A 25,345-nucleotide genomic window follows, 5' to 3' on the forward strand; every position below is an offset into this window, starting at 1 on the left:
CGGCGCACGGCCCCGGGGACCTACGGCTGCCCGATCCGCTCGCCGTCCACCCAGACCTCCAGGTCGGCGCTTTTCTCGGGCCAGAAGCAGACCAGCCCGGCGACTCCCGCCGCCTCGCGCAGCGGGGTCTCGTACCCCCAGACGGCGTCGTGCACCTTGAGGTCGCCCGCGGTCACGGACCAGTACCGCGCGGTTCCCTTGTACGGGCAGTAGCTCACGGCGTCGGTCGGGCTCAGGAGGTCCATGCGGACGTCGACCCGCGGCAGGTAGTACCGGGGCGTCAGCCCGGTCTCGGTCAGGATCACGGGCCGGTGCGACTCGGCGACGACCTCGCCGTTCAGCACCACCCGCACGTGGCGGCTGGAGTGCAGGGTGTCGACCCGGACGTACGGGCTGCGGGCATGGAAGTGGATCACCTCGTCCTCCTCGAGCCAGGTGTCCATGGCCGTCCAGGTCAGCGTGTACGCGCTGCGCATGCCTTCGGTCGGCGCCTCGGGAAACCGCTGGGCGGCGCGCTGGACGACGCGGTCGCCGAGCACGACGTCGAACTGCTCGCTCGGCCCGAGCGCGCGTGACCGCTCGCCCTGTCCGGCCGGACGGAGCTCCGCCCGGAGGTCCTCGGGCGCGAAGAAGTACCGGGGCGCGTACGAGTACTCCCACACCAGCAGGGGTGCGGCGGCGTCGGCGACCACCTCGCCCTCGCTCAGGGCCCGGATCCGGGTCAGCCCCTGCTGGACCGTTCCCGGCTGGATCGCGAACGGGTTCTGCACGATGTCGGTCACTGCTCACCTCTCGTTGTCGGCCGCGCCCTCGCGATCGCGTACGAGCACGTCCGCGGGCACCTCACCCGGAGGCCAACCCCGCGAGCGGCGGCAATATTTCACCCGAAATCGCCCGTCACCTGTCGTGGTGTCCTCGACTCGGCCCGCACACCGCGGGGTCCTGGACCGTGGGGGCCGCATCCCGGGCACGATCCCCGGTTTCCCGGGTGATCTTCGGGTGTTCTCAGGTGCCGGGCCATCAGCGCCGTCCCGCCGTCTCTCTTTCCTGTCGGCGGCCGCGTCCGCGGTCGGGGGAGTGAGCACGACCATGGACCACGACTGCGGCTGCGGCGACGAGGCTCCAGCTGCGCACCACACCGGGCACGGAACCGGGCACCACACCGCGCCCCTCACGTTCGACGCCGACGGCCAGCTCGTCGTCGGTCCCGTCATCCGGCCGGAGCTGCTCACCCGGCCGTGTCCCATCGGCACGCTGGACGGTTCGTGGCTGCTCGAGCTGGAACGTCGCACGGTGTTCGGCCCCGAGGCGCGCGGTGCGATGCGCATCGAGGTCGGCAACTCGTCGCTGCGCGTCTCGGGCGACATGTACTCCCGACGGGTCTTCCCGCCGGTCCTCGAGCCCCGCCTGCCGATCCCGAGCCCGTTCCCGATCCCCGACCCGGGGCCCCTCGCGGGCGCCGTCGCCGGAGGAGTGCGACCTGTCGCCGGAGGGCCGGACGCCGACACCGTCGAGCACGGCGCCGAGGCCGGCGGGGCCGGCGAGGCCGGCGCCGCGGGCGACGACCCGGCGGCCCTGGCCTTCCCGCTGCTCGGGTTCCGCTGGTACCCCGCATTCCCTGCCTCGGAGTACTCGTGGTACTTCCGGTCGAACGGCGCCACCTATGCCGGCGGCACCCTGACCGTGCAGATCGTGCGGCACCTCTGGAACCGCAGCACGCAGGAGTTCGTCTCGACCGACACGGGCACGCTGACGCTGAGGTGCCGTCGGCCGCTCGTCGTGGCGGCGTCGGCAGCCACGGTCCTCGGCCCGTCGCAGCAGATGACGGGCACGCTGTCGATCGGCGGCACCGTCACCGACGTCACGGCCCGCAAGACGTCGCCGATGTACCGCGGCTGCCGCATCGAGGTCGACGCCATGGTCAACCGCGTGTTCCCGGCGTCCGCCACCATCGGCTCGGGCGCGACCGCGACGGTGCGCTCGGTCTACGCGACCGCGGGCTGGGACGTCACGGTCGTCACGGACGAGATCAACGTGCCGAACGACGCCGATCTCACCAACGCCGAGCTCGCGACCCTCATGACGGGGCACCGCCAGGCGGTCCCGGGCGAGGGATGGCGGCTGTGGCTCTTCGTCGGCTCGTCCCAGGGCGGCCTGTTCGGGATCATGTTCGACGACGACACCGTGCCACGCGAGGGTGCTGCCGGCTTCGCCGACGTGCGGCTCGGCAACGACTCCTTCATCGCGGCGGCGGCGCGCGGCCGGCCCCTCGACGAGGTGCCCGCGGCGTTCCTGCGCACGCTCGTGCACGAGGCGGGGCACGCGTTCAACCTGTGGCACCCGAAGCACGACGTGCACAACCCGGGCATCGGCATCGAGATCATGAACCAGACCGGCGACGTCATGGGCTTCGCCACCGCGGCCAACCCGTACCCGGGCAACGCGGGGTTCGTGTTCTCGGACCACGACCGCACCTCGCTCATCCACTCGCCCGACCCGCAGGTACGCCCGGGCTGGAAGAACTTCGGGTGGGGGCACGGCGACCTGTCGGCGGGACTCCCGGCGCCGGTCGACGTCGCCGGGCTCGGCGGCGACACGGGCGACGAGGGCCTGGAGCTCACGGTCGCGATGCCGGCCCAGGCATTCGTGGGGGAGTACGTCACGGCCGAGGTCGCGCTGACCAACGTGTCGGACCAGCCGCGCACGGTCACGACGCTGATCAACCTGTCGGAGGGCGACCTCGTCTTCCTGCACACGCCCCCCGACCACTCGCTGCAGCACCTCGTGGACGTCGCGATCGGCTGCGGCCCGCGTCCGACGGTCGTGCTGCAGCCGGGGGAGTCGGTCCGCAACCACGTCCAGGTGTTCTTCACGAACCAGGGCGTCACGTTCACGGAACCGGGCCGCCACACGGTCGCCGCGCAGCTCGAGGTGGACCCGCTGACCACGGTGCGTTCCGCGCCCGTCACGGTCGACGTCCGCGGCCCGGCCAGCGACGCCGAGGTCGACATCAGCGCGAAGACGCTGACGCCGGGCGTCGGCCGTGCCATGGCCCTGGGCGACTTCGCCACGGACGTCTCGGCCCGGGCGGTCCTCACCGACCTGGCCGAGCAGCACAGCGACACCGACACCGGCGCGGCGGGGGCGCTCGTCCTCGCGAACGCGCTCACCCGTACGTTCTCGGACGTCCGTGCCCAGGACGTGCGGGCGGCGGCACCGGACGAGGCGGCGCACTTCCTCGACCTGGCGCTGTCGGGGCGGTCGGCGCAGCGCGCGGCAGAGCTCGCGGTCACCGTCGCGAGCCCGACCGAGAAGGACGCCCCGGTCGTGGCCGGCACGATCGCGGCACTGAAGCCGCGCGCGAAGGGCGGCGCCCGCTCGGCCGCGGGGAAGGACTTCGCGGCCGCGCAGCGCGTCGCGGCGGACTTCACCGAGCCGCAGGGGCGGTGAACGGGCGACAGGAGGACCGCACGGGGGAAGGATCGACACCGTGACAGACACAGCGGCAGACACCGTGCGGGGCGGCGGGCTGGAGCTCCGGCTCCGGCCCGCCGCGGCCTCCGTCCCCCTCGACCGCGTCGTGTTCGCCGACGTCGAGCTGGTCGCGACGGGCGGCCCCGCCACCGTCAGCGCCCGGCTGAACCTGGTCGAGGGCGACCTGGAGATCGAGGTCGCCGGCGCCGGGGGCACACCGGTGCGGGCCACGTGGCCGTGGCCCGTCGACTCGGCGCCGAGATCCGTCGACCTGCCCGCCGGCGGGCGCCTGGTCGCCGCGGTGCCGCTGATCTCGTCCGGGAGCGTGCCGCTGTTCGCCGCACCGGGCAGGTACGAGCTGACGGCACGGTTCGCCGCGCGCCGGGGTGAGAGCGTCGCGGCGCGACCCGTCGCCCTCGTGCGTACCGCACCCGATGACGCGGCGCTGGCCGCCCGGCTCGGCGACCGCGACGTGCTGCAGTCCCTGCTCGGCGCCGGCGTCATCGGCGCCGCGGCGCCGTCGCTGGAGCTGCTGGCCGCCTCGGCCGACGCCGGTACGGCGGCCGCCGCGAACCTCGCCCTCGGCCGCACGGGCGTCCTCGCCGACGCGGCGGCCGACCCGGCCGTGGTGCGCGCCGTCGCAGCCCTGCTGCCGCCCGGCGCCACCGGGCAGGACGACCGGCGCGACGCCGTCGCCTCCCGTGTCACAGCGCAGGCCGCCGCTCGCGACGCCGCCGCGCTCACCGGGCGGCCGCTCGCGGAGTGAGGGGGAGTTGTCGAGAGAAGCACCACGCCGCTAGGGTCCGCCCTGGACAATTCGCCCATAACAAAATTGGGAGCATGGCGATGACGGCTGACGCGCCGACGGTAGCGCCGACGACAGCGGCGGAGCCGCCGACCACCCCGAGGCCCGCCGCTCCGGAACAGGTCCCGGCGCAGGTCGCAGGGCAGGCCCCGGAGCGGACCCCGCCCCCCGCCACCTTCGGCGCACCGTGGATCCGGACCACCGGCGAGCTGGCCTGGAAGCTGGTCGGCATCGTGGCGGCCGTGGCCATCGTGTTCTACGTGGTGGGCCTGGTCCAGGTCGTGTTCGTCGCCCTGTTCCTCGCGCTGGTCTTCACCACCGTGCTGCTCCCGCTCGGCGACCTCTACGACCGCGTCATGCCGCGCGGCCTGGCCATGGCGGCCTCCCTGCTCACGGCGGTCCTCGCCGTCGGCGCGCTCGTGACCTACGTGGTCACGTCCGTGGTGAGCCGGTGGGAGGACCTCGCCACCGAGTTCGGCAGCGGCCTGACCGACCTCGCCGGGCTGCTCACCGGCATCCCGATGCTGGCGGGGCTCGGCACCCCCGGCGAGTGGCTGGCCGACGGCGGCGCCTGGCTCCAGGCCAACGCCGGCGACTACGCGGGTACCGCCGCCGAGAGCGCCGGATCGATCGCGGAGGGCGCGACCGCCGTCGTCCTCGCGATCTTCTGCACGGTGTTCTTCCTGACCCAGGGCAGCCGCATGTGGCGCTGGGCGCTCGACTTCGTCCCCGCGGACCGGCACGACCGCTGGGAGGCCGCCGCCACCGCGGGCTGGACCGCCTTCTCCGGCTTCACCCGCGGCATGTTCTTCGTCGCGCTGTCCGACGGCATCCTGGCCGGGATCTTCCTGTCCGTCGTCGGGGTGCCGCTGGCGCTCCCGCTGTCCGTCGTGGTGTTCCTCGGCGCGTTCATCCCCATGATCGGCCCCGTCGCCGCCATCGTGATCAGCGTGCTCGTCGCGCTGGCCGCCAAGGGCCCGGTGCTCGCCCTGGTCGTGCTGATCGGCATGGTCGTGGTCGCCCAGATCGACGCCAACGTGCTCCAGCCGCTGATCACCGGGAAGCAGGTCTCGCTGCACCCCGTGGTGATGGCGCTCGTGGTGGCCGCCGGCTCGGTCCTCGGCGGCCTGCTGGGCGCCGTCGTCGCCGTGCCGCTCGCCGGCGTGACCTGGGCGGTGTTCAGCACGCTGCGCCGGACGGCCGAGGAGGCGGCGCCCGCGGCGGCGCACGGGGTGACGCGGGGGACCGCGCCGGAGGCCGTCCCCGACCCCGCACCCGGCACGGCGGCCCCCCATGAGGCAGACTGACTCGGTGCCCGACCCCGCACCACGACCCGCCCCACGACCTGCCGCGCCGCAGGCCGGCGTCCCGTACCGGGACCCGGCGCGGCGCGACTCCGCGCCGCCGCCGTGGCTGCGCACCTCCGCGGGCTGGTCGTGGCGCCTGATCCTGGTCGTCGCAGGGATCGCCCTGGTGTTCTGGGCGGTCACCCAGGTGCTGCTCGTCTTCGTGGCGGTGTTCCTGGCCCTGGTCTTCACCGCGGTGCTCAACCCGCTCACCGACCTCTACGCCCGGGTCATGCCCCGGGCCCTGGCGACCGCGGCCGCCATCCTGTCCGGCGTGCTCGTGGTCGGCGGCCTCGTGACCTACGTCGTCGTGTCCGTCGCCGGCCAGTGGGAACGGCTCGCGGGGGAGTTCAACACCGGCATCGACCAGATCGTCAGCCTGATCGAGAACAGCCCGTTCCCGGTCGACGTCGAGCTGGACACGCGCGACCAGTGGCTCGACGACGCCGCGAGCTGGATCCAGGAGAACGCCCAGACCCTCGTGGGCCGGGCGGCCGAGAGCGCCGGCTCGATCGTCGAGGGCATCGCCGTGCTGGCGCTCGCGATCTTCTGCACGGTCTTCTTCCTCGCCTCCGGCGGCGCCATGTGGCGCTGGTTCATGCAGCAGGTCCCCGCCCGCACCCGCGGTCGCTGGAACGACGCCGCGGGCGCCGGCTGGTACACCTTCTCCGGCTACACCCGCGGCACGGTGCTCGTCGCGATCACCAACGGCATCCTCGCGGGCATCTTCCTGACCATCCTCGGCGTGCCGCTCTCGGCACCCCTGGCGGTGCTGGTCTTCATCGGCACGTTCATCCCGCTCATCGGCGCCCCGCTCGCCATGATCATCGCGGCCGTGGTCGCGCTCGCGGCCGACGGGCTGCTGACCGCCCTGATCGTCGTGATCGGCATCGCTGGCATCGGCCAGCTCGAGGGGCACGTGCTGCAGCCGCTGATCATGGGCAAGCAGGTCTCGCTGCACCCCGTCGTGGTCGCCCTGGGTGTCACGAGCGGCACGGTGGTCGGTGGCATCCTGGGTGCGATCGTCGCCGTCCCACTCATCGCCGTGGCCTGGGCGGTCTACAGCACGCTGCGCAAGCCGGTCGACGACGGCGTCGACGAGGCCGGTGACGCGCCCGCCGACGCGGCCCACGACGCGGACGACGACGTCGGCGAGTCGTGACCGACGTCACGCGCCCGACCCTCGTGAGGCCGGGTCGGGAACTGTAAACCTGCAGGTGGGGGCCTATTTTTGTGGCACCATCGACGGATGGAACCGTTCGTCCTGGCCTCGGAGCACGTCCGCCTGTCCGTCCCGACGTACGCGGACGTGGACGCGATCACCGCGGCCTGCCAGGACCCCGCCGTCGCCGAGTGGACGGTGGTGCCGGTCCCGTACGAGCGCAGGCACGCCGAGAGCTTCGTGCGCTACCACGTGGCCGAAGGGTGGGCCAAGGGCTCCGTCTGCACGTGGGCGGTGCGCGCGCCGGGCGACGCCGACGGACCGCTGATCGGCATGGTCGGCCTCACCTGTGAGGGCACCCCGGCCGAGGAGCGCGCGGGGGAGCTCGGCTTCTGGATGACGCCGGACGCGCGCGGGAAGGGGCTGTGCACGGAGGCGTCCCGCCTGGTGCTCGACTGGGCGCTGGACCCCGACGGGCTCGGCCTGTCCGTGGTGACCTGGGTCGCCTACGTCGGCAACTGGGCCTCCCGCCGCGTCGCCTGGCGCCTCGGCTTCCGGCACGAGGCGACCCTGCGCCGGCACGGGCTGCAGCGCGGCGTGCGTCGGGACGCCTGGGTCGGCACGATCCTGCCCGAGGACCCCCGCGAGCCCAACGAGCCGTGGCCCGCCCGGGCGCCGGCCCGGCACCGGGGTGTCGGTGAGCACGTGAGTGTCAGTGAGCATCCGTAGGCTGGGGCGGTGTTCGACGACTTGTTCAGTACGGTGACGACCGACAGCGCGGGTACCCCGACCGCGCGGGCGTCGTCTCCCCTCGCCGTGCGGATGCGCCCGGCCTCGATCGACGAGATAGCGGGGCAGGAGCACCTCCTGGTCCCCGGGTCGCCGCTGCGGCGGCTCATAGAACCAGCAGAGGGCGCCGGCTCCACCCGATCCGCGCCGTCGTCGGTCATTCTCTGGGGGCCGCCCGGTACGGGCAAGACGACGCTCGCCTACCTCGTGGCCACCGTGTCTGGACGCCGCTTCGTGGAGCTGAGCGCCGTCACCGCGGGCGTCAAGGACGTGCGCCAGGTGGTCGAGGACGCGCGACGCCGGCTCGCCACCGGCGGCGACGAGACGGTGCTGTTCGTCGACGAGGTGCACCGCTTCTCCAAGTCGCAGCAGGACGCCCTGCTACCCAGCGTCGAGAACCGCTGGGTCACCCTCGTGGCCGCGACCACCGAGAACCCCAGCTTCTCCGTCAACTCCCCGCTGCTGTCCCGCTCGCTGCTGCTCACGCTCAAGCCGCTGGAGACCGACGACGTGCGCGCGCTCGTGCTGCGCGCGGTCACCGACGAGCGCGGCCTGGACGGATCCGTCGAGCTCGACGAGGAGGCCACCGAGCACCTGCTGCGGCTCGCGGGCGGGGACGCACGCAAGGCGCTCACCATCCTGGAGGCGGCCGCCGGCGCGGTGCTCTCGGACGACGACCCGGCGACCGGTGCCGACGGCACCACCCCGCGCATCGGCCTGGCCGACGTCGAGCGCGCCGTCGACGTCGCCGCCGTCCGCTACGACCGCGACGGCGACCAGCACTACGACGTCATCTCCGCGTTCATCAAGTCCATCCGCGGCTCGGACGTCGACGCCGCCCTGCACTACCTGGCCCGCATGGTCGCCGCGGGGGAGGACCCGCGGTTCATCGCGCGGCGCCTGGTCATCTCCGCGGCCGAGGACGTCGGCATGGCCGACCCCTCCGCCCTCCAGACCGCCGTCGCCGCGGCCCAGGCGGTGCAGCTCATCGGCATGCCCGAGGGGCGCATCGTGCTCGCCGAGGCCGTGGTGCACCTGGCCACCGCCCCCAAGTCGAACGCCGCCTACCTCGGCGTCGACGCCGCGCTCGCCGACGTGCGCGCGGGCAAGGTCGGCACGGTGCCGCCGCACCTGCGCGACGCGCACTACGCGGGCGCCAAGCAGATGGGGCACGGCGACGGCTACCGGTACGCGCACGACTGGCCGCACGGCGTCGCGCCGCAGCAGTACCTGCCGGACGTGCTCGCGGGCTCGCGCTACTACGACCCGAGCGACCGCGGGTACGAACGGCAGGTGGCGGAACGCCTGGAGCGCATCCGGGGGATCCTCGGGAGCGACGGCGGCAGCGGCGGCACCGGCAAGCGACAGGGCCGGGAAGCGGCAGGGACGTGAGCAGTCCCACGGCGAGCCGGAACGCCGACGTGCGGTAAGATCTTCAGGTTGCCCATGGCAACGCCCTGGGACCTCGGCCCCGCGAGCATGGTGCTCAAGCACCCCGCTCCATCGGCTGGTCCCGCACCCGGTGTGGTTCCCCTCGTGGGGGAGCCGTGTCCGGGTGTGACCTTCAATATCTACAGGACAGGACATCACAGTGACTTCTGTGACCCGTGCGCGCCGTCAGGTGCGCCTGAGCCGCAAGCTGGGCCTCGCGCTCACGCCCAAGGCCGTCAAGCACTTCGAGAAGCGTCCGTACCCGCCCGGTGAGCACGGTCGTGCCCGCCGTCGGACCGAGTCGGACTACGCGGTGCGGCTGCGCGAGAAGCAGCGTCTGCGTGCGCAGTACATGCTTCGCGAGAAGCAGCTGCTCAAGGTCTACGAGAACGCCCGCAAGCAGGCCGGCCTGACCGGTGAGGTCATGGTCGAGGACCTGGAGACCCGTCTGGACTCCGTGGTGCTGCGTGCCGGCTTCGGCCGCACCATCCTGCAGGCCCGCCAGCACGTGACCCACCGTCACATCCTGGTGGACGGCAAGATCGTGGACCGCCCGTCGTTCCGCGTGAAGCCCGGCCAGACCATCCAGGTCAAGCCGAAGAGCCAGACCACGGTGCCGTTCCAGGTCGCCGCCGCGGGCGCGCACCGCGACGTGCTGCCGACGCTCCCGGGCTACCTGGACGTGCAGCTCGAGAAGCTGACCGCCACGCTGACCCGTGCACCGAAGCGCGCCGAGGTCCCCGTGACCTGCGACGTGCAGATGGTCGTCGAGTTCTACGCTCGCTGATTGCACCCAGCAGTACCGGACGGCCCCGTCCGCGCCTCGGCGCGGACGGGGCCGTCCGCGCTCTGGGCCCGGGTGACGTTCGACGCCGGGCCGGGCACGACACGGGCACAACGGGGCGACGGGCGAGGGTGGCCGGGGGCGGGATAGGGTGATCGTCGTCCCCCGGCAGAGAGCGTGCCGGACATCTGCGAACCTTCAGGCAGGAGCTGGCGCATGACCCTCGGCGACATCGGAGACGTGGCGGGACTGATCGCGGCGATCGCGTTCGTGCTCCTCGTGGGCTTTCTCGCCGTCCCGTTGTGGAAGCTGGGAAAGCTCCTGGACGAGGCGCGGCTGAGCGTCCGTGACGTCACCGAGCACTCGGTGCCGATCCTCGACGAGGCCGCCAGCACCGTCGCCTCCGCGAACACGCAGCTCGTCAAGGTCGACACGATCACCACGTCCGCGGCGTCGGTCAGCGAGAACGTGTCCGCGCTGACGGGCCTGTACGCGGCGACGCTGGGCAAGCCGCTCGTCAAGGTCGCGGCCTTCTCCTACGGCGTGCGGCAGGCCTTCGGGCAGGCCAAGGGTGGCGGCGGCCGGCACACCGACGGCGACACGAGCGCCGGCGCGAGCGGGGCCGGCGCATGATCCGCCGGCTGTTCTGGGTGGGCGTCGGTGTGGCCGTCACCGTCGTCGTGATCCGCAAGGGCCGCCAGGTGGTCGCGCGGTACACGCCCGAGGCCGTCAGCGAGCGCGCCGCGGCCGCGGTGGACGACGCCGGTGTGCGCCTGGGCCAGATGGCGCGCACGTTCCGGTCGGAGTTCACCACGGCGCGCGCCGAGCGCGAGGCCGAGCTGATGGCCTCCCTCCGCGGCGAGCTGCAGAACCACCAGCGGTAGGCGTCGGCGACAGACGACGCCGACCGGCGGCCGCCCGATCATTCAGTTTCCGTCTGCCGCGCTACCAGCGGCAGAATAGGTACGTGCCCGGACAAGCGTCCCGCACCAGAATTTGTGCACCCTCCAGTTCGACCCATCAGTACGACCGAGAAGAAGGACCACTGACCTCATGCGCACCGCCGAGATCCGCAAGCGTTGGCTCGACTACTTCGAAGCTCAGGGCCACGCGGTGGTGCCGTCGGCGTCGCTGATCTCGCCGGACCCGTCGACGCTGTTCACCATCGCGGGCATGGTGCCGTTCATCCCCTACATGACGGCCCAGCAGACCCCGCCGTGGACGCGCGCCACGAGCGTGCAGAAGTGCGTGCGCACGCTCGACATCGACGACGTCGGCAAAACCACGCGGCACGGCACGTTCTTCCAGATGAACGGCAACTTCTCGTTCGGCGACTACTTCAAGGCCGACGCCATCCGCATGGCCTGGGACTTCCTCACGGGCTCGCTGGAGGACGGCAAGCTGGGCATCGACCCGGACAAGCTGTGGGTCACCGTCTACTACGAGGACGACGAGGCCCGCCAGCTCTGGAAGGACATCGTCGGCCTGCCCGACGAGCGCATCCAGGGCCTCGGCAAGAAGGACAACTACTGGTCGACCGGCCAGCCCGGCCCGGCCGGCCCCTGCTCGGAGATCTTCTACGACCGGGGCGCAGCCTACGGCCCGGACGGCGGCCCCTTGGTCGACGAGGGCGGAGACCGCTTCGTCGAGATCTGGAACCTCGTGTTCATGCAGTACGCCATCGACGACGTGAAGTCCAAGGAGGACTTCCGCATCGTCGGCGAGCTGGCCAAGAAGAACATCGACACCGGCATGGGTCTGGAGCGTGTTGCCTTCCTGCTGCAGGGCAAGGACAACATGTACGAGATCGACGAGGTGTTCCCCGTCATCGAGGCCGCCGAGAAGCTCAGCGGCAAGAAGTACGGCGAGAACCACGACGACGACGTGCGGATGCGCGTCGTGGCCGACCACGTCCGCTCGGCCCTGATGATCATCGGCGACGGCGTGCGCCCCTCGAACGAGGGCCGTGGCTACGTGCTGCGCCGGCTGCTGCGCCGCTCCGTGCGCGCGATGCGCCTGCTCGGCGTCGACGGCGTCGCCCTGCCGTCGCTGCTGCCGGTCTCGAAGGACGCCATGGCCCCCTCCTACCCGGAGCTGGGCACCAACTTCGAGCAGATCTCGGCCGTCGCCTACGCCGAGGAGGAGGCCTTCCGGCGGACGCTCGCCTCGGGCACCACGATCCTCGACAGTGCCGTGGCCGGCCTCAAGAAGCAGGGCGGCGAGCACCTGGTGCTGCCGGGCGAGGCCGCCTTCCAGCTGCACGACACCTACGGCTTCCCGATCGACCTCACCCTCGAGATGGCCGCCGAGCAGGGTGTGCAGGTGGACGAGCAGGCCTTCCGCTCGCTCATGCAGGAGCAGCGCACCCGCGCCCGTGCCGACGCGCTGGCCAAGCGCACCGGCGGGGCCGACGTCGCCGCCTACGAGGCCCTGGAGAAGGAGCTCACGGCCCCGGTCGAGTTCCTCGGGTACACGCAGACGGACGCCTCGGTCCGCGTCGCCGGCCTGCTCACCGGCGGCGTGCCCGCCCCGGCCGTCACGGCCCCGGCCGAGATCGAGGTCGTCCTGGACCGCACCCCGTTCTACGCCGAGGCCGGCGGCCAGCTCGCCGACCACGGCACGATCGTGCTCGACGGCGGCGCCACCATCGAGGTGGACGACGTGCAGCGCCCCATCAAGGGCCTGAACGTGCACCGCGGCCGCCTGATCGAGGGCACGGTGGCGCTCGGCGACCCGGGCACCGCGCAGATCGACACGGCCCGCCGCAAGGCCATCAGCCGGGCCCACTCGGCCACGCACATGATCCACAAGGCCCTGCACGAGCTCGTCGGCCCGGACCGCACCCAGGCCGGCTCGGAGAACGCCCCGAGCCGGATCCGGTTCGACTTCCGTTCGCCGTCCGCCGTCTCGGCCTCGGCCCTGACGGAGATCGAGGAGCGCGTCAACGTGCGCCTCGCCGACAACCTCGAGGTGACCGACCAGCTCATGCCGATCGCGAAGGCTCGCGAGGCCGGCGCCATGGCGCTGTTCGGCGAGAAGTACGGCGACGTCGTCCGCGTGGTCTCGATCGGCGACGACTGGTCGCGCGAGCTGTGCGCCGGCACGCACGTCAAGCAGACCGGTCAGCTCGGCCGGGTCACGCTGCTGGGCGAGTCGTCGATCGGCTCCGGCGTGCGCCGCGTCGACGCCCTGGTGGGTGACGGCGCCTACGGTTTCCAGGCCAAGGAGCACGCGCTGGTGGGCCAGCTCACCGGCCTGCTCAACACGCGCCCCGAGGACCTGCACGAGCGGGTCGGCTCGCTCGTCGCGCGCCTCAAGGAGGCCGAGAAGGAGCTCGCCACGCTGCGGCAGGGCCAGCTCCTGGCCGTCGCCGGCAAGCTCGCCGCCGAGGCCCCGCGCGTGGGCGACGTCCGCGTCGTCACGCACGACGCCGGCGAGGCCCAGGCCGACGACCTGCGCGCCCTCGTGCTCGACGTGCGCGGCCGTCTCGGCGAGGCCGAGCCCGTCGTGGCCGCCGCCGGCGGTGTGTCGGGCGGACGCCCCGTCGTGGTCGTCGTGACCAACGCCGCCGCCCGTGCCGCTGGCTACAAGGCCGGTGACCTGGTGCGCTCCGCCGCCCAGACCCTCGGTGGCGGTGGCGGCGGCAAGCCGGACATGGCCCAGGGCGGCGGCACCGACCCGGCCAAGCTGGGCGAGGCCCTGGCGGGCATCGCCGAGGGCGTGCGCCTGGCCGCAGTGGGTGCCTGACGTCGTGACGGACACCGGTACCGAGCCGGGCCTCCCGCGGGGGGCCCGGCTCGGGGTCGACGTCGGCATGGCCCGGATCGGGCTGGCCGCGAGCGACCCCGACGGGCTGGTCGCCACCCCCGTGGAGACTGTGCCGCGGGTGCTGGCGGGCTCGGGGAAGCAGGGGTCACCGAGCGCGGAGGGCACCACGGCCGACGTGAAGCGGATCGTGGCCGAGGTGGTCGAGCGGTTCGCCGTCGTCGTCTACGTGGGGCTGCCCCGGCACCTGTCCGGCAAGGAGGGCGCGGCCACAGCCGACGCCCGCAGGTTCGCGGCCCGGCTGACCGTGGCCCTGGCCGCCGTCGGCGAGCGCGCCGAGGTGCGCCTCGTGGACGAGCGGATGACGACCGTGTCGGCGCACCAGGCGCTCCACGCGGCGGGCAGAAAAACAAAGAAGCACAGGTCCGTGATCGATCAGGCCGCAGCCGTTATCATTCTGCAATCTGCACTAGACGCGGAGCGGGCGAAGGGGGAGCGCGCCGGCGAGCTCGTCGAGGTGCGGACCGTGCACGACACGCACGAATGAGCTCAGCGCCACCCCCATGGACACCCCCCGACGAAGGACAGTGAGTCTCCGGTGACGGACCTCTTCACGGCGCCCCCGCGCTCCCAGGCAGATCCCTCGTTCCCCGGGCCGAGATCAGGCCGGAGAGCCCAGCGGCGGCGTCGGCGCAACAAGCGTGGCCGCGCGGTGATCGTGCTGCTCGTGGCCCTCGTGCTGGTCGGCGGATCGGGCTACGCGATCTGGAGCAACCTCGATTCCCTGATGGGGCTGACCAACCCGCTGGAGTCCAAGGACTTCCCGGGTCCGGGCGGCGAGCAGGTCGACGTCGAGATCCCCGAGGGCGCGACGGGCACGGTCATGGGCCAGGAGCTGTACAAGGCCGGTGTGGTCGCCAGCGTGTCGGCGTTCACCGCCGCCTTCGAGGCGAACCCGGACTCGGTGTCGATCCGCCCCGGCACGCACGCCATGCTCGAGGAGATGCCCGCGCGGGACGCCGTCGCCCTGCTCGTGAAGAACGAGATGGTGGACCTGCAGCTCACCATCCCCGAGGGCTACACGGTGGACCAGATCGTGGAGCGCGCGGTGCAGGTCACGGGCCTGCCCGCCGAGGACTTCGAGGCCGCGCTGAAGAAGCCGGCCACGTTCGGCCTGCCGAAGCAGGCCGACGGCGACGCCGAGGGGTGGCTCTACGCCGGCACCTACGCGCTCAAGCCCGACAAGGACACCGCTGCCGGGCTGCTGACGCAGATGGTCGACCGCACCGAGCAGGCCCTGCGGAAGAAGGACATCCCGGGCGGCGACTGGGAGGACGTGCTGACCAAGGCCTCGCTGGTGGAGCGGGAGGGCCTGCACGCCGAGGACAAGCCGAAGATCGCCCGCGCGATCGAGAACCGGCTCGAGGACGGCATGATCCTCCAGATCGACGCCGCGGTCGCCTACGGCGCCGGCAAGCCCGGTACCGAGCTGACCAAGGAGGACCTGCGCAACGAGAAGAACCCGTACAACACGTACGAGCACACGGGGCTGCCGCCGGGGCCGATCGCGAGCCCGGGGGAGACCTCGATCGACGCCGTGCTCCACCCCACGCCGGGCGACTGGAAGTACTGGATCACGGTCAACCTGGACACGGGCGAGACCAAGTTCTCGGAGACCTACGAGCAGCACCTCGCCTACCAGCAGGAGCTCCGCGACTGGCAGGCGGCCAACGGCTGAGGGTGACGAATCCCCGGAGTTGGCCGGGAATGTACCGATCGGGGTAGCGTTCGCGGCACCCGGGCTGTGATGCGATCGTGACGTGCGGTTGCAGTGTCGTGTTCCCGGTTGGTGACCAGCGTGGTTCGTCCAGTGATCCGCGCACCGTAGAGGATGGAGCGAGCGCGTGACCCAGGCCCTTCCGGGAGTGAATTATCAGGGGCCACCGAGGCACGCCAGCGGCTCGCGCGGTGGCCGGGGGGACCGCGACGGCAGCCACCGCCAAGGACGTCGGAGCGGGAGCCGGGGCGGCGGCGGGCGCGGCCCGCTGCGCCCGGTGCTGATCGCCGTCGTCGCCGCGGTGGTCGTCGTGGGCGGCCTGGGCGCGTGGACGGTGAAGAACGACGGCTACCTCTTCGGGATCGAGACGCCGTTCGCCGCCGCCGACTACGAGGGCACCGGCGGCGATCCGGTCGCCGTCGACATCCCCGAGGCGGCCAACGGTTACACGATCGGCGCGGAGCTCGAGGCGAAGGACGTGGTGGCGAGCGCCGAGGCGTTCGTCCGGGCGTTCAACGCCAACCCGGACGCCGGGGGGATCCAGCCGGGCACGCACCAGATGAAGCTGCAGATGAGCGCGGAGTCGGCCGTGGCTCTGCTCGCGGAGAACAAGGTCGACCGTGGCGGGCTGACCGTCGTCGAGGGCCACACCGTGGCGCAGATCAAGGACACGATGGTCGAGCAGGGCTGGCCCGAGGCGGACGTGGACGCGGCCCTCGCGGACCCGGCGGCACTCGGCCTGCCGACGGAGGCCGGGGGAGAGCTGGAGGGCTGGCTGGCGGCGAGCACGTACGACGCCAAGCCCGACACGGTGAGCGCGGCGGACGTGCTGGGGCAGATGGTCGCCCTGACCGTGCAGGAGCTCGGCGCGCTCAAGGTGCCGGCCGACCAGCGCAACGACCTGATCATCAAGGCCTCCCTGGTCGAGCGCGAGGCGCCGGACAACTACCGGGGCGAGGTGGCCCGGGTGATCGACAACCGGCTCGCCGCGAACGAGCCGCTCGGCCTGGACGCCATCGACTCCTACGGGCGCAAGAAGCCGTCGCACCTGATCACCTCCGAGGAGTTCCAGGACAAGTCGTTCCCGTACGCCTCGCGCGTGGTCGCGGGGCTGCCGCCGACCGCGATCGGCGCGCCCAGCAACGCCTCCCTGGAGGCGGTCATGAACCCGCCCGAGGGTCCCTGGCGGTGGTACGTGACGGTGAACCTCGAGACGCAGGAGACCAAGTTCACCGACAACTACGACGAGTTCCTCGTCTTCAAGGACGAATACCAGGCCTGGGCAGCGGAGAACGGCTACTGACATGAGCACCACCCCCTCGCGCCGGGCGGCCGTGCTCGGCCACCCCGTCGCGCACTCCCTGTCCCCGGTGCTGCACACCGCCGCCTACCGGGCCCTCGGCCTGGCCGGCTGGGACTACGGCGTGCACGACGTCACCGAGGACGCCCTGGCGGGCTTCCTGGACGACACCGAGCGGGACCCGGCGCAGGCCTGGGCCGGGCTGAGCCTGACGATGCCGCTGAAGCAGGCGGTCATCCCGCTGCTCGACCACGTCGAGCCGCTCGCCGAGGCGGTCGGCGCCGTGAACACGGTGCTGTTCACGGCGGTCGGCGGCGTGATCACCACGACCGGCACCAACACCGACGTGCACGGCATCGTCGCGGCGCTGCGCGAGGGGCTGGGCACGGGCGCGGGCGTGGCCGCGGGTCCCGGTAACCGTCCGGTCGCCGAGGCCGTGGTCCTGGGCGGGGGCGCCACAGCGGCGTCCGCCCTGGCGGCGCTGGCCGAGCTGGGCTGCACGTCGGCGCAGGTCTTCGTGCGCTCCCTGGACCGCATCGGCCCGCTGCGCGAGGCCGTGGCCCGGATGGGCGTGACCCCGTCGTTCGAGGTGTTCGACGACAAGGCGACGACGTCGGCCCTGGCGAGCGCGGACGCCGTCGTCTCCACGACGCCCAAGTACGCCGCCGACACCTGGGCGAAGCTGCTGACCGACGGCGCGCGCGGCGCCGCGCGCGACGGTGGCGCGGGCGGCGGCGATGAGGGCGGCGGCAGCGACGCGCCCCGCGGCGTCCTGCTCGACGTCGTCTACGACCCCCGGCCGACCGCCCTGCAGTCCGCGTGGACGGCGCTCGGCGCACGCGCGGTGGGTGGCGAGCGCATGCTGCTGCACCAGGCCGCGGAGCAGGTGCGCCTGATGACAGGGCAGGTGGCGCCGCTGGCGGCCATGAACGAGGCACTCCGCGCGGCCCTGGCCGTCCCGGCCTGACCTCGACTGCCCCCTGGCCCGTCGGGAGCGACACGCCGACGGCAGATCCTCGCGACCGTCGGTGTGTCGCCCACCGGACCGGTGCGCGGACCCCGTCACGCGCGTGAAACAATCCGACCATGCTGCGTTGGTTGACATCGGGTGAGTCGCACGGTCCCGCACTCGTGGGCATGATGGAGGGTCTGCCCGCCGGGGTGGAGCTGACGACGTCGGACATCCAGGGCGCCCTGGCGCGCCGCCGCCTCGGCTACGGCCGCGGCGCCCGGATGAAGTTCGAGCAGGACCAGGTGCGCGTCCTCGGCGGGCTGCGCCACGGCCTCACGCAGGGCGGGCCGCTCGCGATCGAGATCGCCAACACGGAGTGGCCCAAGTGGACCGACGTCATGTCGGCCGACCCGGTGCCCGCCGAGGCGCTCCTGGTCGACGCCGGGACCGGCGACGAGCGCGAGGTGGCCCGCAACCGGCCGCTGACCCGCCCGCGTCCCGGGCACGCCGACCTCATCGGCATGCGCAAGTACGGCTTCGAGGACGCCCGGCCCGTGCTGGAGCGCGCCTCCGCCCGCGAGACCGCGGCGCGCGTGGCGCTCGGCGTGGCCGCCGCGAAGTTCCTCGAGCAGGCGCTCGGCATCCGCCTCGTGTCGCACGTGGTCGCCATCGGCGAGGCCGAGGCGCCCGACGACGCCGCGCTGCCGACCCCGGACGACGTCGCGGCGCTCGACGCCGACCCGGTGCGCTGCTTCGACGCCGCCTCCTCCAAGCTCATGGTCGAGGAGATCGACCTCGCCAAGAAGGACGGCGACACGCTCGGCGGCGTCGTCGAGGTGCTCGCCTACGGCGTGCCCTCCGGCCTGGGCACCTACGTGCAGGGCGACCGCCGGCTCGACGCGCGGCTGGCCGCCGCCCTCATGGGCATCCAGGCGATCAAGGGCGTCGAGGTCGGCGACGGCTTCCGCACCGCCCGTCGTCGCGGCAGCGCCGCGCACGACGAGATCGTCCGGGGAACCGCCCCCGACGGCCGCCCCGGCATCGAGCGCACCACCAACCGTGCCGGCGGCATCGAGGGCGGCATGTCGAACGGGGAGATCGTGCGCGTGCGCGCCGCGATGAAGCCCATCTCGACCGTCCCGCGGGCGCTGCCGACCGTGGACACCGCCACGGGCGAGCCCGTCACGGCCCACCACCAGCGGTCCGACGTCTGCGCGGTGCCGCCCGCCGCCGTCGTCGCCGAGGCGATGGTGGCCCTCACCCTGGCCGAGGCCGCCGTCGAGAAGTTCGGCGGGGACTCCGTGGCCGAGGTGCGGCGCAACCTCGAGTCCTACGTGGCCGCCATCCCGGAGCTGCTGCAGTGACGCGCTCCGCCGACGCGACCCGCCCGGTCGCCGTCATGATCGGACCGCCCGGCTCCGGCAAGTCGAAGGTGGGCCGCACGCTCGCCGCGGGCCTGGGCGTCACGATCCGGGACACCGACGCGGACATCGAGGAGCGGGCCGGCAAGCCCGTCAGCGAGATCTTCGTGGACGACGGCGAGCCCCACTTCCGCGAGCTGGAGTCGGCGGCGGTGCTCGCCGCGCTCGCGGAGCACGACGGCGTGCTGTCGCTCGGCGGCGGCGCCGTCATGAGCCTGGCCACCCAGGCTGCCCTGACCCGGTACGCGGCCGACGGCGGGCACGTCGTCTTCCTCGACGTGCCGCTGGCGATCGCGGCCCAGCGGGTCGGCATGAACCAGGCCCGGCCGCTGCTGCTCGGCAACCCGCGCGCGCAGTGGCAGAAGCTGATGACCGAGCGGCGTCCCACGTACGAGCGCCTGGCGACGCTGACGATCGTGTCGAGCGACCGGCCGGGCGAGCAGGTCGCGGCGGAGATCATCGAGGCCCTCGGCCTGGAGCTGCGCGTGCCGGAGCTGACGGACCCCAAGCGGGCCGAGGCCGAGCAGAACGCCGCGGCGCAGAACACCGCGGAGCAGAACGCCGCCGAGGAGAACAAGACGGAGGAGAACGTCACGTGAGCACCGACAGCGCCCCCACCCGGATCACCGTCCGGGGAGACGCCCCCTACGACGTCGTCATCGGTCGGCACCTGCTGGGTGAGCTGCCGGGGCTGGTGGGCAAGGCCGCCAAGGTGATGGTGATCCACCCCGCCGCGCTGTCGGCGACGGCGGACGCGATCGCCGAGGACCTCAAGGCGGCGGGCTACGAGGCGTTCGTCGCGGAGGTGCCGGACGCCGAGTCGGCCAAGACGCCGCAGGTGGCCGCGTTCCTCTGGGGTCTGCTCGGGCAGCTGGACTTCACGCGCTCGGACGCGATCGTCGGCGTCGGCGGGGGAGCGACCACCGACCTCGCCGGCTTCGTGGCGGCGACCTGGCTGCGCGGCATCCGCGTGGTGCACGTGCCGACGACGCTGCTCGCGATGGTCGACGCGGCCGTGGGCGGCAAGACTGGTATCAACACGGCCGAGGGCAAGAACCTCGTGGGCGCGTTCCACCCGCCGGCAGGCGTGCTGTGCGACCTCGCGGCGCTCGGCTCGTTGGACAAGTGGGACCTCGTCGCGGGCATGGCCGAGGTAGTCAAGACGGGCTTCATCGCCGACCCGGTGATCCTCGACCTGGTCGAGGCGCACGTCGACGAGCTGCGGAACTGGGCCGGCGCCGATGCCACGGACGAGACCTGGGCCGTGATCGCCGAGCTCGTGGAGCGGTCGGTGCGGGTCAAGGCCGAGGTGGTGGGAGAGGACCTCAAGGAGGCCGGTCTGCGCGAGATCCTCAACTACGGGCACACGCTGGGGCACGCGATCGAGCTGGTCGAGCGCTACCAGTGGCGCCACGGCGCCGCGGTGAGCGTGGGCATGATCTTCGCCGCCGAGCTCGCCCGGATGGCCGGCAAGCTGCCCGACGACGTCGCCGACCGGCACCGCTCGCTGCTGGACTCGCTGGGGCTCCCGGTGCACTACCGCGGCGACCGCTGGGACCAGCTGCTCGCCGCGATGCGCCGCGACAAGAAGGCTCGCGGCGACCTGCTGCGGTTCGTGGTGCTGGACGACGTCGCCAAGCCGGTGCGGCTGGAGGGTCCCGACCCGACGCTGCTGGCCGCCGCCTACGCCGAGGTGGCCAAGGAGCCGCCGACGAAGGGCCCGGGCACCCCGGTCACGCTGACCTTGGGCTGAACTCTCACCTTTGAGGCCTGTGTTTCTTCGCTTTGAGCCCCCTCAAAGCGAAGAAACACCGGGCCTCGAAAGGGCTACTTTGCCAGCGCGCGGTGCGAAGCGGACATTAGCCTCAGGGCATGAGCTTCGATCCTGGTTTCCGGGCCGCGCGCAAGGCCGGCTCACCCGGCATGTTCGGGTTGCTCTTCCCGCTGGTGTTCCTGGGCTTGCTGGTCCTCCTCGCGGGCCCGTTCTCGCTCGCGGGCCCGTTCTCGTCCGCCGACGGTTTCGGCGCGCCGACGCCGTTCCTCGTGGTCGCCGGGATCGCGGCCCTGATCGTGCTGTGGATCTTCGTCAAGGGGGTCCGGCGCTGGGCCCGCAACCGTGCCGCCTGGTCCGGGGCCGCGCGGGGTGCGGTCTCCCTGACCCTGAACGGCGAGGCGGTGGCCGCGCAGCGTGAGGTGTCCGGCCGGCCGATGCGGACGGTGGTGGTCGAGCACCGCGGGCACCAGCAGTACCTGCACCTGCTGTTCCCGAAGGACGCGTCGGCCGACACCATGGTTCCGGGTCGGGTGACGGTCGAGTTCTTCGCCGGGGACACCGTCGAGGGCCCGGCGCGGCTGCTGCTGGCCGACGGCCGGACGCTGTGGGCCTTCACCTCGCAGCTCGGGACGCGGGCACAACCGAAGCCCCGAGCGACCCGGTCGTCCGGCGCGACGTCCGCCACGACGACCGGCACCGCGTCCGACGGGAGCGCAGCCCTGCTGGTGCCCGGGACGTTCGGCCCGGCCGCGCCCGGCGACCGGGGACGGGGCGACGACGGAGTCGGTGACGGATCTGGCGACGGGCTCGGTGACGCCGTGCCCTCGCCGGACCCGTCGGCGAACGCGACATGGTCCGGCGGCGACGGCTGGACCGGCGGCAGCACCTGGGGCGGAGACTCGACCTGGACGGGCTCGGACGGCGGCGGCTCCGGTCACGCCGGGGGCGGCGGTGACGGTGGCGGGTGGTTCGGCGGCGGCGACTCGGGCGGCTGGTCCGGGGGCGACTCCGGCGGCGGCGGTGGCGACTCGGGCGGCGGTTCCTGACGCCGGCGCTCCCGGCGTCGTCCGTTCTGCCGGCCTCGGCGTGGCGGGCGAACCTTGGGTGATCTTGTCCTGTTTTCTGTGTAATGCGCGGCTCGGGCGCCTAGCGTCCGAAGAGCAGGGGAGATGAGCGCGCGTGGTACGGCCGCGTGCCGACCGAGAGGTGCCCCGTCATGCGCAAGGTCTACAACCTTCCACCAGGCTGGCCGGTCCCGCCCGCGGGCTGGAGCCCGGATCCTGAGTGGCAACCGAATCCCGAGTGGTCGACCCCTGCCGGCTGGCAGCTGTGGGTCGACGTCCCCGACACGGCTCTGATCGGCACCGACGCGGTCGTCGTGGACGTGCCGGACGAGCAGGCGGATGCAGCGCGAAACCGGAGGCGTTGGATCGTGACCGGCTGGGCGGCAGCGGCCGTTCTGATCTTCTTCGTGGGCGTCGGTATCGGCAGCGCAGGTGGGGGTCAGGACGACACCGCGGTCGCGGAGGCCGAGGCCTCGGCGTCCGCCTCCGCGGCAGCGGCCTTCGCGGCCGTGGACGAGGAGCGCGCGCAGCTCGAGAGCGAGCAGGCCGACCTCGCCGAGGCCCAGGCGGCTCTCGAGACCGGCGAGGCCGCGCTGGCCGACGACCGGAAGAGCCTGGACAGCCGTGCCGACGAGGTGGCGAAGAAGGAGAAGAAGCTCCGGACGCGAGAGTCCGACGTCAAGGCGGCCGAGGCCGAGGTCGGCACGCGAGAGTCCGACGTGGCCGAGCGCGAGGCGGCCGTCGAGGCCTCCGAGGCAGCCGGGCTGGTGGGCGGTGACACCGGGCCGGCCGACTCCGGCGGCACGACCTACTACGAGAACTGCGACGCCGCGCGGGCCGCGGGCGCCGCGCCGGTGTACAGCGGCGACCCTGGCTACGGCTCCCACCTGGACCGGGACGGCGACGGGGTCGGCTGCGAATAGCGCGAGACGTCGTCGGCATCGAGATCGGCAGCAGTGTGTCGATCTCGATGCCGCCTGCCGTTCGCGCTACTGCCAGAGCCCCCGCTCGATCAGCACGTCCTTGAGCAGGTCGGCGCGGTCGGTGATCAGGCCGTCCACGCCGTCGTCGATGAGCTGCCGCATCTCGTCCGGGTCGTCGATGGTCCAGACGTGCACCTTCTTGCCCGATGCGTGCGCCGCGGCGATCGACGCGGGATCCACGACCGTGATCGAGCCTTCCCGCACCGGGACCTGCAAGGCGTCGACGTCGCGCAGCGCCCGCCGGGACAGGGCCGGGACGTGGACGCGCACCCCGGTCAGGAAGCTCGCGATCTCCTTGCGTCCGGCCGACGTCGCGACCGGGCGGGACAGCTTGGTGAGCGTCGCCCGCCGTCGGGCCACCTCGAAGGAGGTGACGCACACGCGGTCCCAGGCGGAGGTCCGCTCGATTGCCCGGGCGACCGGCCCGACGCTGGAGGAGTGCTTGACGTCGATGTTCACGCGTAGGTCGGGCCACCCGCCCAGCAGGTCCTCCAGCAGCGGCACGGGCTCCACGCCGCCGATGCGGGCCTCGCTCACCTCGGACCACGGCAGCTCGGCGACCAGGCCCGTGCCGTCCGTGGTGCGGTCGAGCGACTCGTCGTGCAGCGCGACGGCGACGCCGTCCACCGTCCCGTGCGCGTCCGTCTCCACGTAGCGGTAGCCGAGGTCGACGGCGGCGCCGAACGCCGCCAGGGAGTTCTCCAGCCCCTCGGTGCCGGCTGACGCGTGCGCGAACCCGCGGTGGGCGAGGGCCTGGAAGGGCCCCTCGAAGTAGGTCACTGGCAGTCCCTCACGAATCGAACCTCACGAACCTCATGCATCGGGTCTCAAGCATCGATGCTGCTGTCGGTCCATTTCAACATGCCGTCGAGGTAGGCCTCACGCGGGTCGCGGGCCGACAGCGACAGGTCGTGCACGCCGCCCGGCACGACCAGCTCGGTGACGTCCAGCCCCAGGCCGGGCGCGAGCGCGGCCATCTGCCGGACGTCGAGCACGGTGTCCTGGGCGTCGAGCAGCGGGTTGTCGAGCGAGTCCGGTCCGGACGAGTCGGACCGGGCGAGTAGCACGGGGCACGCGATCTCCAGCCCGGTGGCGACGCGCGCCTGCCCGCGCCGGATCGCGACGAACCATCCCACGCGGCCGGGCTGGCCCTCGGGACGCTTGAGGGTCGTGTCGAACTCCCAGCGCCCGCCGTTCGCGGCGAGCAGGTGCTCGGCGTACCGGGACGGGCCGTCGCTGATGATCGCGGTGCTCGCGAGCCGCCCCACCGTGTCCAGCACGCGGGTCCCGACGGTGCGCTGCCAGTGCGGGGCGCGCAGGTCGAGGAACGGCGAGTTCAGCACCAGGGAGTCGGGCCCGGCGTCGGCACCCGTGGCGTTGCGGTGCGCGTGCGCCCACAGGGAGGCGGTGAGCCCGCCGGTCGAGTGGGCGTGCACCACGAGCGGCAGCCCCGGCTCCAGGCCGCGCACCGCCCGGGCCGCTGCCGCGATGTCGCTCGCCTGTTCACGCAGGTCGAGCACGAAGTGGGGGATCTGGTCGGGCCGCAGGGACCGTCCGGCGGCCCGGAGGTCGACGGCGTAGAACGCGTAACCGGCCGCCGTGAACGTGCGGGCCAGGTGCTCCTGGAAGAAGTAGTCGTTGTAGCCGTGCACGTGGATCACGGCCGCCCGGGGCGCCGGCCGGTCGGCCGGGTACGGGTAACGCACCAGGGTCGCAGGGCCGAGCGGAGCCTCCTGGAACGGCTCGCCGAGCAGGTGGTCGGTGCGCCAGTCGAGCGCGTCTTCCGTGGAACCAGGCACCTGGGGATCGTATGTCGTGGACGGCACCTGTCGCAGGTCGCAGGTCGCGGGTCGCGCGCGCTCGGGCTCGCCCTGGTCGGGCGGTCGTGCTCAGGCGGGACGCAGCCCCGCCAGCAGGATCTCCAGGTACGGCCCGCGGTCCGACGCCGCTCCCAGCCGCACCGCGTGCTCCATCCCGCACACCAGGTGCTCCACCTGCTCGGTGGACAGGTCCGGCCGGACGACGCCGGCGGCGCGGGCCCGGACCAGGATCTGCTCGAAGCCCGTGCCGATCTCCTGCTTGGCGGCGCGCACCTCGTCGTCCTCGTCCTCGGCGGACAGGAGCACGGGCTGCAGGCCGCCCTCCTCGAGCTGGAGGTCCAGCGCGGCGTGCAGGAGGTTCCTGATCGCCGTGGTGGGGTCGGGCTCCGCGACGGCCTCGCGGACCAGGACGCGCAGCCGTTCCAGCGTGTCGAGGGTGAGCGCCTCCACGAGCGCGTGCGTGGTGGGGAAGTGCCGGTAGACGGTGCCGACCCCCACGCCGGCCTCGCGCGCCAGGTCGTTGAGCCGGAGCGCGCCGGGATCGTGGCGCCGGGCGACCTCGAGGATGCGCGCGCGGCTGCGGGCGGCGTCGGACCGGAGAGCGGGCATGGGGTGAGTCTACCGCAGAAGCGGATGGATGATCCGCTTCGGGTGCTACGCTCAAACGGATACATCATCCGGATGTGTGCCCCGAGGCA

The 25,345-nt window shown here is 72.9% G+C and carries 23 protein-coding genes; 19 read left to right on the forward strand and 4 right to left on the reverse strand.

Translation table 11 applies throughout. The features are described from left to right. Window positions 1-20: 20 nt before the first annotated feature. The gene (locus AB0I29_RS06525; RefSeq protein WP_357479473.1) at window positions 21-782 is read right to left on the reverse strand and encodes a DUF427 domain-containing protein; all 762 of its coding nucleotides are present in this window, start codon (window positions 780-782) and stop codon (window positions 21-23) included. A 295-nt stretch (window positions 783-1,077) separates the two neighbouring features. Here AB0I29_RS06525 and AB0I29_RS06530 point away from each other — a divergent pair, with 295 nt between their 5' ends. The 19 genes from AB0I29_RS06530 to AB0I29_RS06620 all read left to right on the forward strand — a co-directional run bounded on the left by AB0I29_RS06530 (window position 1,078) and on the right by AB0I29_RS06620 (window position 22,767). Further along, window positions 1,078-3,450, forward strand: coding sequence for a hypothetical protein (locus tag AB0I29_RS06530; protein WP_357479476.1), 2,373 nt, complete (start codon window positions 1,078-1,080; stop codon window positions 3,448-3,450). A gap of 40 nt (window positions 3,451-3,490) precedes the next feature. Next, entirely contained in the window at window positions 3,491-4,240 is a 750-nt protein-coding gene (locus tag AB0I29_RS06535) for a hypothetical protein (protein ID WP_357479478.1), read from the forward strand. Between the two features lie 74 nt (window positions 4,241-4,314). Beyond that, the gene (locus AB0I29_RS06540) at window positions 4,315-5,586 is read left to right on the forward strand and encodes an AI-2E family transporter (RefSeq protein ID WP_357479480.1); all 1,272 of its coding nucleotides are present in this window, start codon (window positions 4,315-4,317) and stop codon (window positions 5,584-5,586) included. Then, window positions 5,573-6,787 carry an AI-2E family transporter gene (locus tag AB0I29_RS06545; protein WP_357479482.1) on the forward strand — a complete coding sequence of 405 codons (1,215 nt, stop codon included), beginning with the start codon at window positions 5,573-5,575 and terminating at the stop codon, window positions 6,785-6,787. Before AB0I29_RS06540 ends, AB0I29_RS06545 begins: the two co-directional genes overlap by 14 nt. Before the next feature lie 87 nt (window positions 6,788-6,874). Beyond that, a complete protein-coding gene (locus tag AB0I29_RS06550) occupies window positions 6,875-7,516 on the forward strand; it encodes a GNAT family protein (protein ID WP_357479484.1) in 642 nt (213 codons plus the stop codon). A gap of 9 nt (window positions 7,517-7,525) precedes the next feature. Next, complete coding sequence (locus AB0I29_RS06555; RefSeq protein ID WP_357479487.1) at window positions 7,526-8,968, forward strand: replication-associated recombination protein A; 1,443 nt, start codon at window positions 7,526-7,528, stop codon at window positions 8,966-8,968. A 199-nt stretch (window positions 8,969-9,167) separates the two neighbouring features. Beyond that, window positions 9,168-9,794: a 30S ribosomal protein S4 gene (gene rpsD, locus AB0I29_RS06560; RefSeq protein WP_182615637.1), complete on the forward strand. Its 627-nt coding sequence runs from the start codon at window positions 9,168-9,170 to the stop codon at window positions 9,792-9,794. A 213-nt stretch (window positions 9,795-10,007) separates the two neighbouring features. Further along, entirely contained in the window at window positions 10,008-10,424 is a 417-nt protein-coding gene (locus AB0I29_RS06565) for a DUF948 domain-containing protein (RefSeq protein WP_285104624.1), read from the forward strand. Next, complete coding sequence (locus AB0I29_RS06570; protein WP_285104626.1) at window positions 10,421-10,675, forward strand: hypothetical protein; 255 nt, start codon at window positions 10,421-10,423, stop codon at window positions 10,673-10,675. Before AB0I29_RS06565 ends, AB0I29_RS06570 begins: the two co-directional genes overlap by 4 nt. 169 nt (window positions 10,676-10,844) lie before the next feature. Next, window positions 10,845-13,538, forward strand: a complete 2,694-nt coding sequence (gene alaS, locus AB0I29_RS06575) for an alanine--tRNA ligase (protein WP_285104628.1) — start codon at window positions 10,845-10,847, stop codon at window positions 13,536-13,538. 4 nt (window positions 13,539-13,542) lie between these two features. Beyond that, window positions 13,543-14,103, forward strand: a complete 561-nt coding sequence (ruvX, locus tag AB0I29_RS06580; RefSeq protein WP_357479492.1) for a Holliday junction resolvase RuvX — start codon at window positions 13,543-13,545, stop codon at window positions 14,101-14,103. A gap of 165 nt (window positions 14,104-14,268) precedes the next feature. Next, window positions 14,269-15,294, forward strand: a complete 1,026-nt coding sequence (gene mltG / locus AB0I29_RS06585; RefSeq protein WP_357479495.1) for an endolytic transglycosylase MltG — start codon at window positions 14,269-14,271, stop codon at window positions 15,292-15,294. A gap of 316 nt (window positions 15,295-15,610) precedes the next feature. Next, window positions 15,611-16,636, forward strand: a complete 1,026-nt coding sequence (locus AB0I29_RS06590; protein WP_357479498.1) for an endolytic transglycosylase MltG — start codon at window positions 15,611-15,613, stop codon at window positions 16,634-16,636. A gap of 1 nt (window position 16,637) precedes the next feature. Then, window positions 16,638-17,600 carry a shikimate dehydrogenase gene (locus AB0I29_RS06595; RefSeq protein WP_357479500.1) on the forward strand — a complete coding sequence of 321 codons (963 nt, stop codon included), beginning with the start codon at window positions 16,638-16,640 and terminating at the stop codon, window positions 17,598-17,600. A 119-nt stretch (window positions 17,601-17,719) separates the two neighbouring features. Beyond that, complete coding sequence (gene aroC, locus AB0I29_RS06600) at window positions 17,720-18,949, forward strand: chorismate synthase (RefSeq protein ID WP_285104638.1); 1,230 nt, start codon at window positions 17,720-17,722, stop codon at window positions 18,947-18,949. After that, window positions 18,946-19,605 carry a shikimate kinase gene (locus AB0I29_RS06605; protein WP_357479503.1) on the forward strand — a complete coding sequence of 220 codons (660 nt, stop codon included), beginning with the start codon at window positions 18,946-18,948 and terminating at the stop codon, window positions 19,603-19,605. The genes aroC and AB0I29_RS06605 overlap by 4 nt, the downstream gene beginning before the upstream one ends. Then, window positions 19,602-20,759, forward strand: coding sequence for a 3-dehydroquinate synthase (gene aroB, locus AB0I29_RS06610; protein ID WP_285104640.1), 1,158 nt, complete (start codon window positions 19,602-19,604; stop codon window positions 20,757-20,759). Before AB0I29_RS06605 ends, aroB begins: the two co-directional genes overlap by 4 nt. Window positions 20,760-20,878: 119 nt before the next feature. After that, window positions 20,879-21,826: a hypothetical protein gene (locus tag AB0I29_RS06615; RefSeq protein ID WP_357479506.1), complete on the forward strand. Its 948-nt coding sequence runs from the start codon at window positions 20,879-20,881 to the stop codon at window positions 21,824-21,826. 170 nt (window positions 21,827-21,996) lie between these two features. Next, window positions 21,997-22,767, forward strand: coding sequence for an excalibur calcium-binding domain-containing protein (locus AB0I29_RS06620; protein WP_357479509.1), 771 nt, complete (start codon window positions 21,997-21,999; stop codon window positions 22,765-22,767). A 66-nt stretch (window positions 22,768-22,833) separates the two neighbouring features. Here the strand turns inward: AB0I29_RS06620 and AB0I29_RS06625 are convergent, their stop codons facing one another. The 3 genes from AB0I29_RS06625 to AB0I29_RS06635 all read right to left on the reverse strand — a co-directional run bounded on the left by AB0I29_RS06625 (window position 22,834) and on the right by AB0I29_RS06635 (window position 25,256). Beyond that, window positions 22,834-23,607 carry a glycerophosphodiester phosphodiesterase gene (locus AB0I29_RS06625; RefSeq protein ID WP_357479512.1) on the reverse strand — a complete coding sequence of 258 codons (774 nt, stop codon included), beginning with the start codon at window positions 23,605-23,607 and terminating at the stop codon, window positions 22,834-22,836. A gap of 47 nt (window positions 23,608-23,654) precedes the next feature. Continuing rightward, on the reverse strand, window positions 23,655-24,626 hold the full coding sequence (locus AB0I29_RS06630) for an alpha/beta hydrolase (RefSeq protein WP_357479515.1): 972 nt from the start codon (window positions 24,624-24,626) through the stop codon (window positions 23,655-23,657). A gap of 90 nt (window positions 24,627-24,716) precedes the next feature. Then, entirely contained in the window at window positions 24,717-25,256 is a 540-nt protein-coding gene (locus AB0I29_RS06635; protein ID WP_285104650.1) for a TetR/AcrR family transcriptional regulator, read from the reverse strand. Window positions 25,257-25,345 lie beyond the last annotated feature (89 nt).

The sequence above is a fragment of the Promicromonospora sp. NPDC050262 genome (assembly GCF_040655935.1).
GTDB lineage: Bacteria > Actinomycetota > Actinomycetes > Actinomycetales > Cellulomonadaceae > Promicromonospora.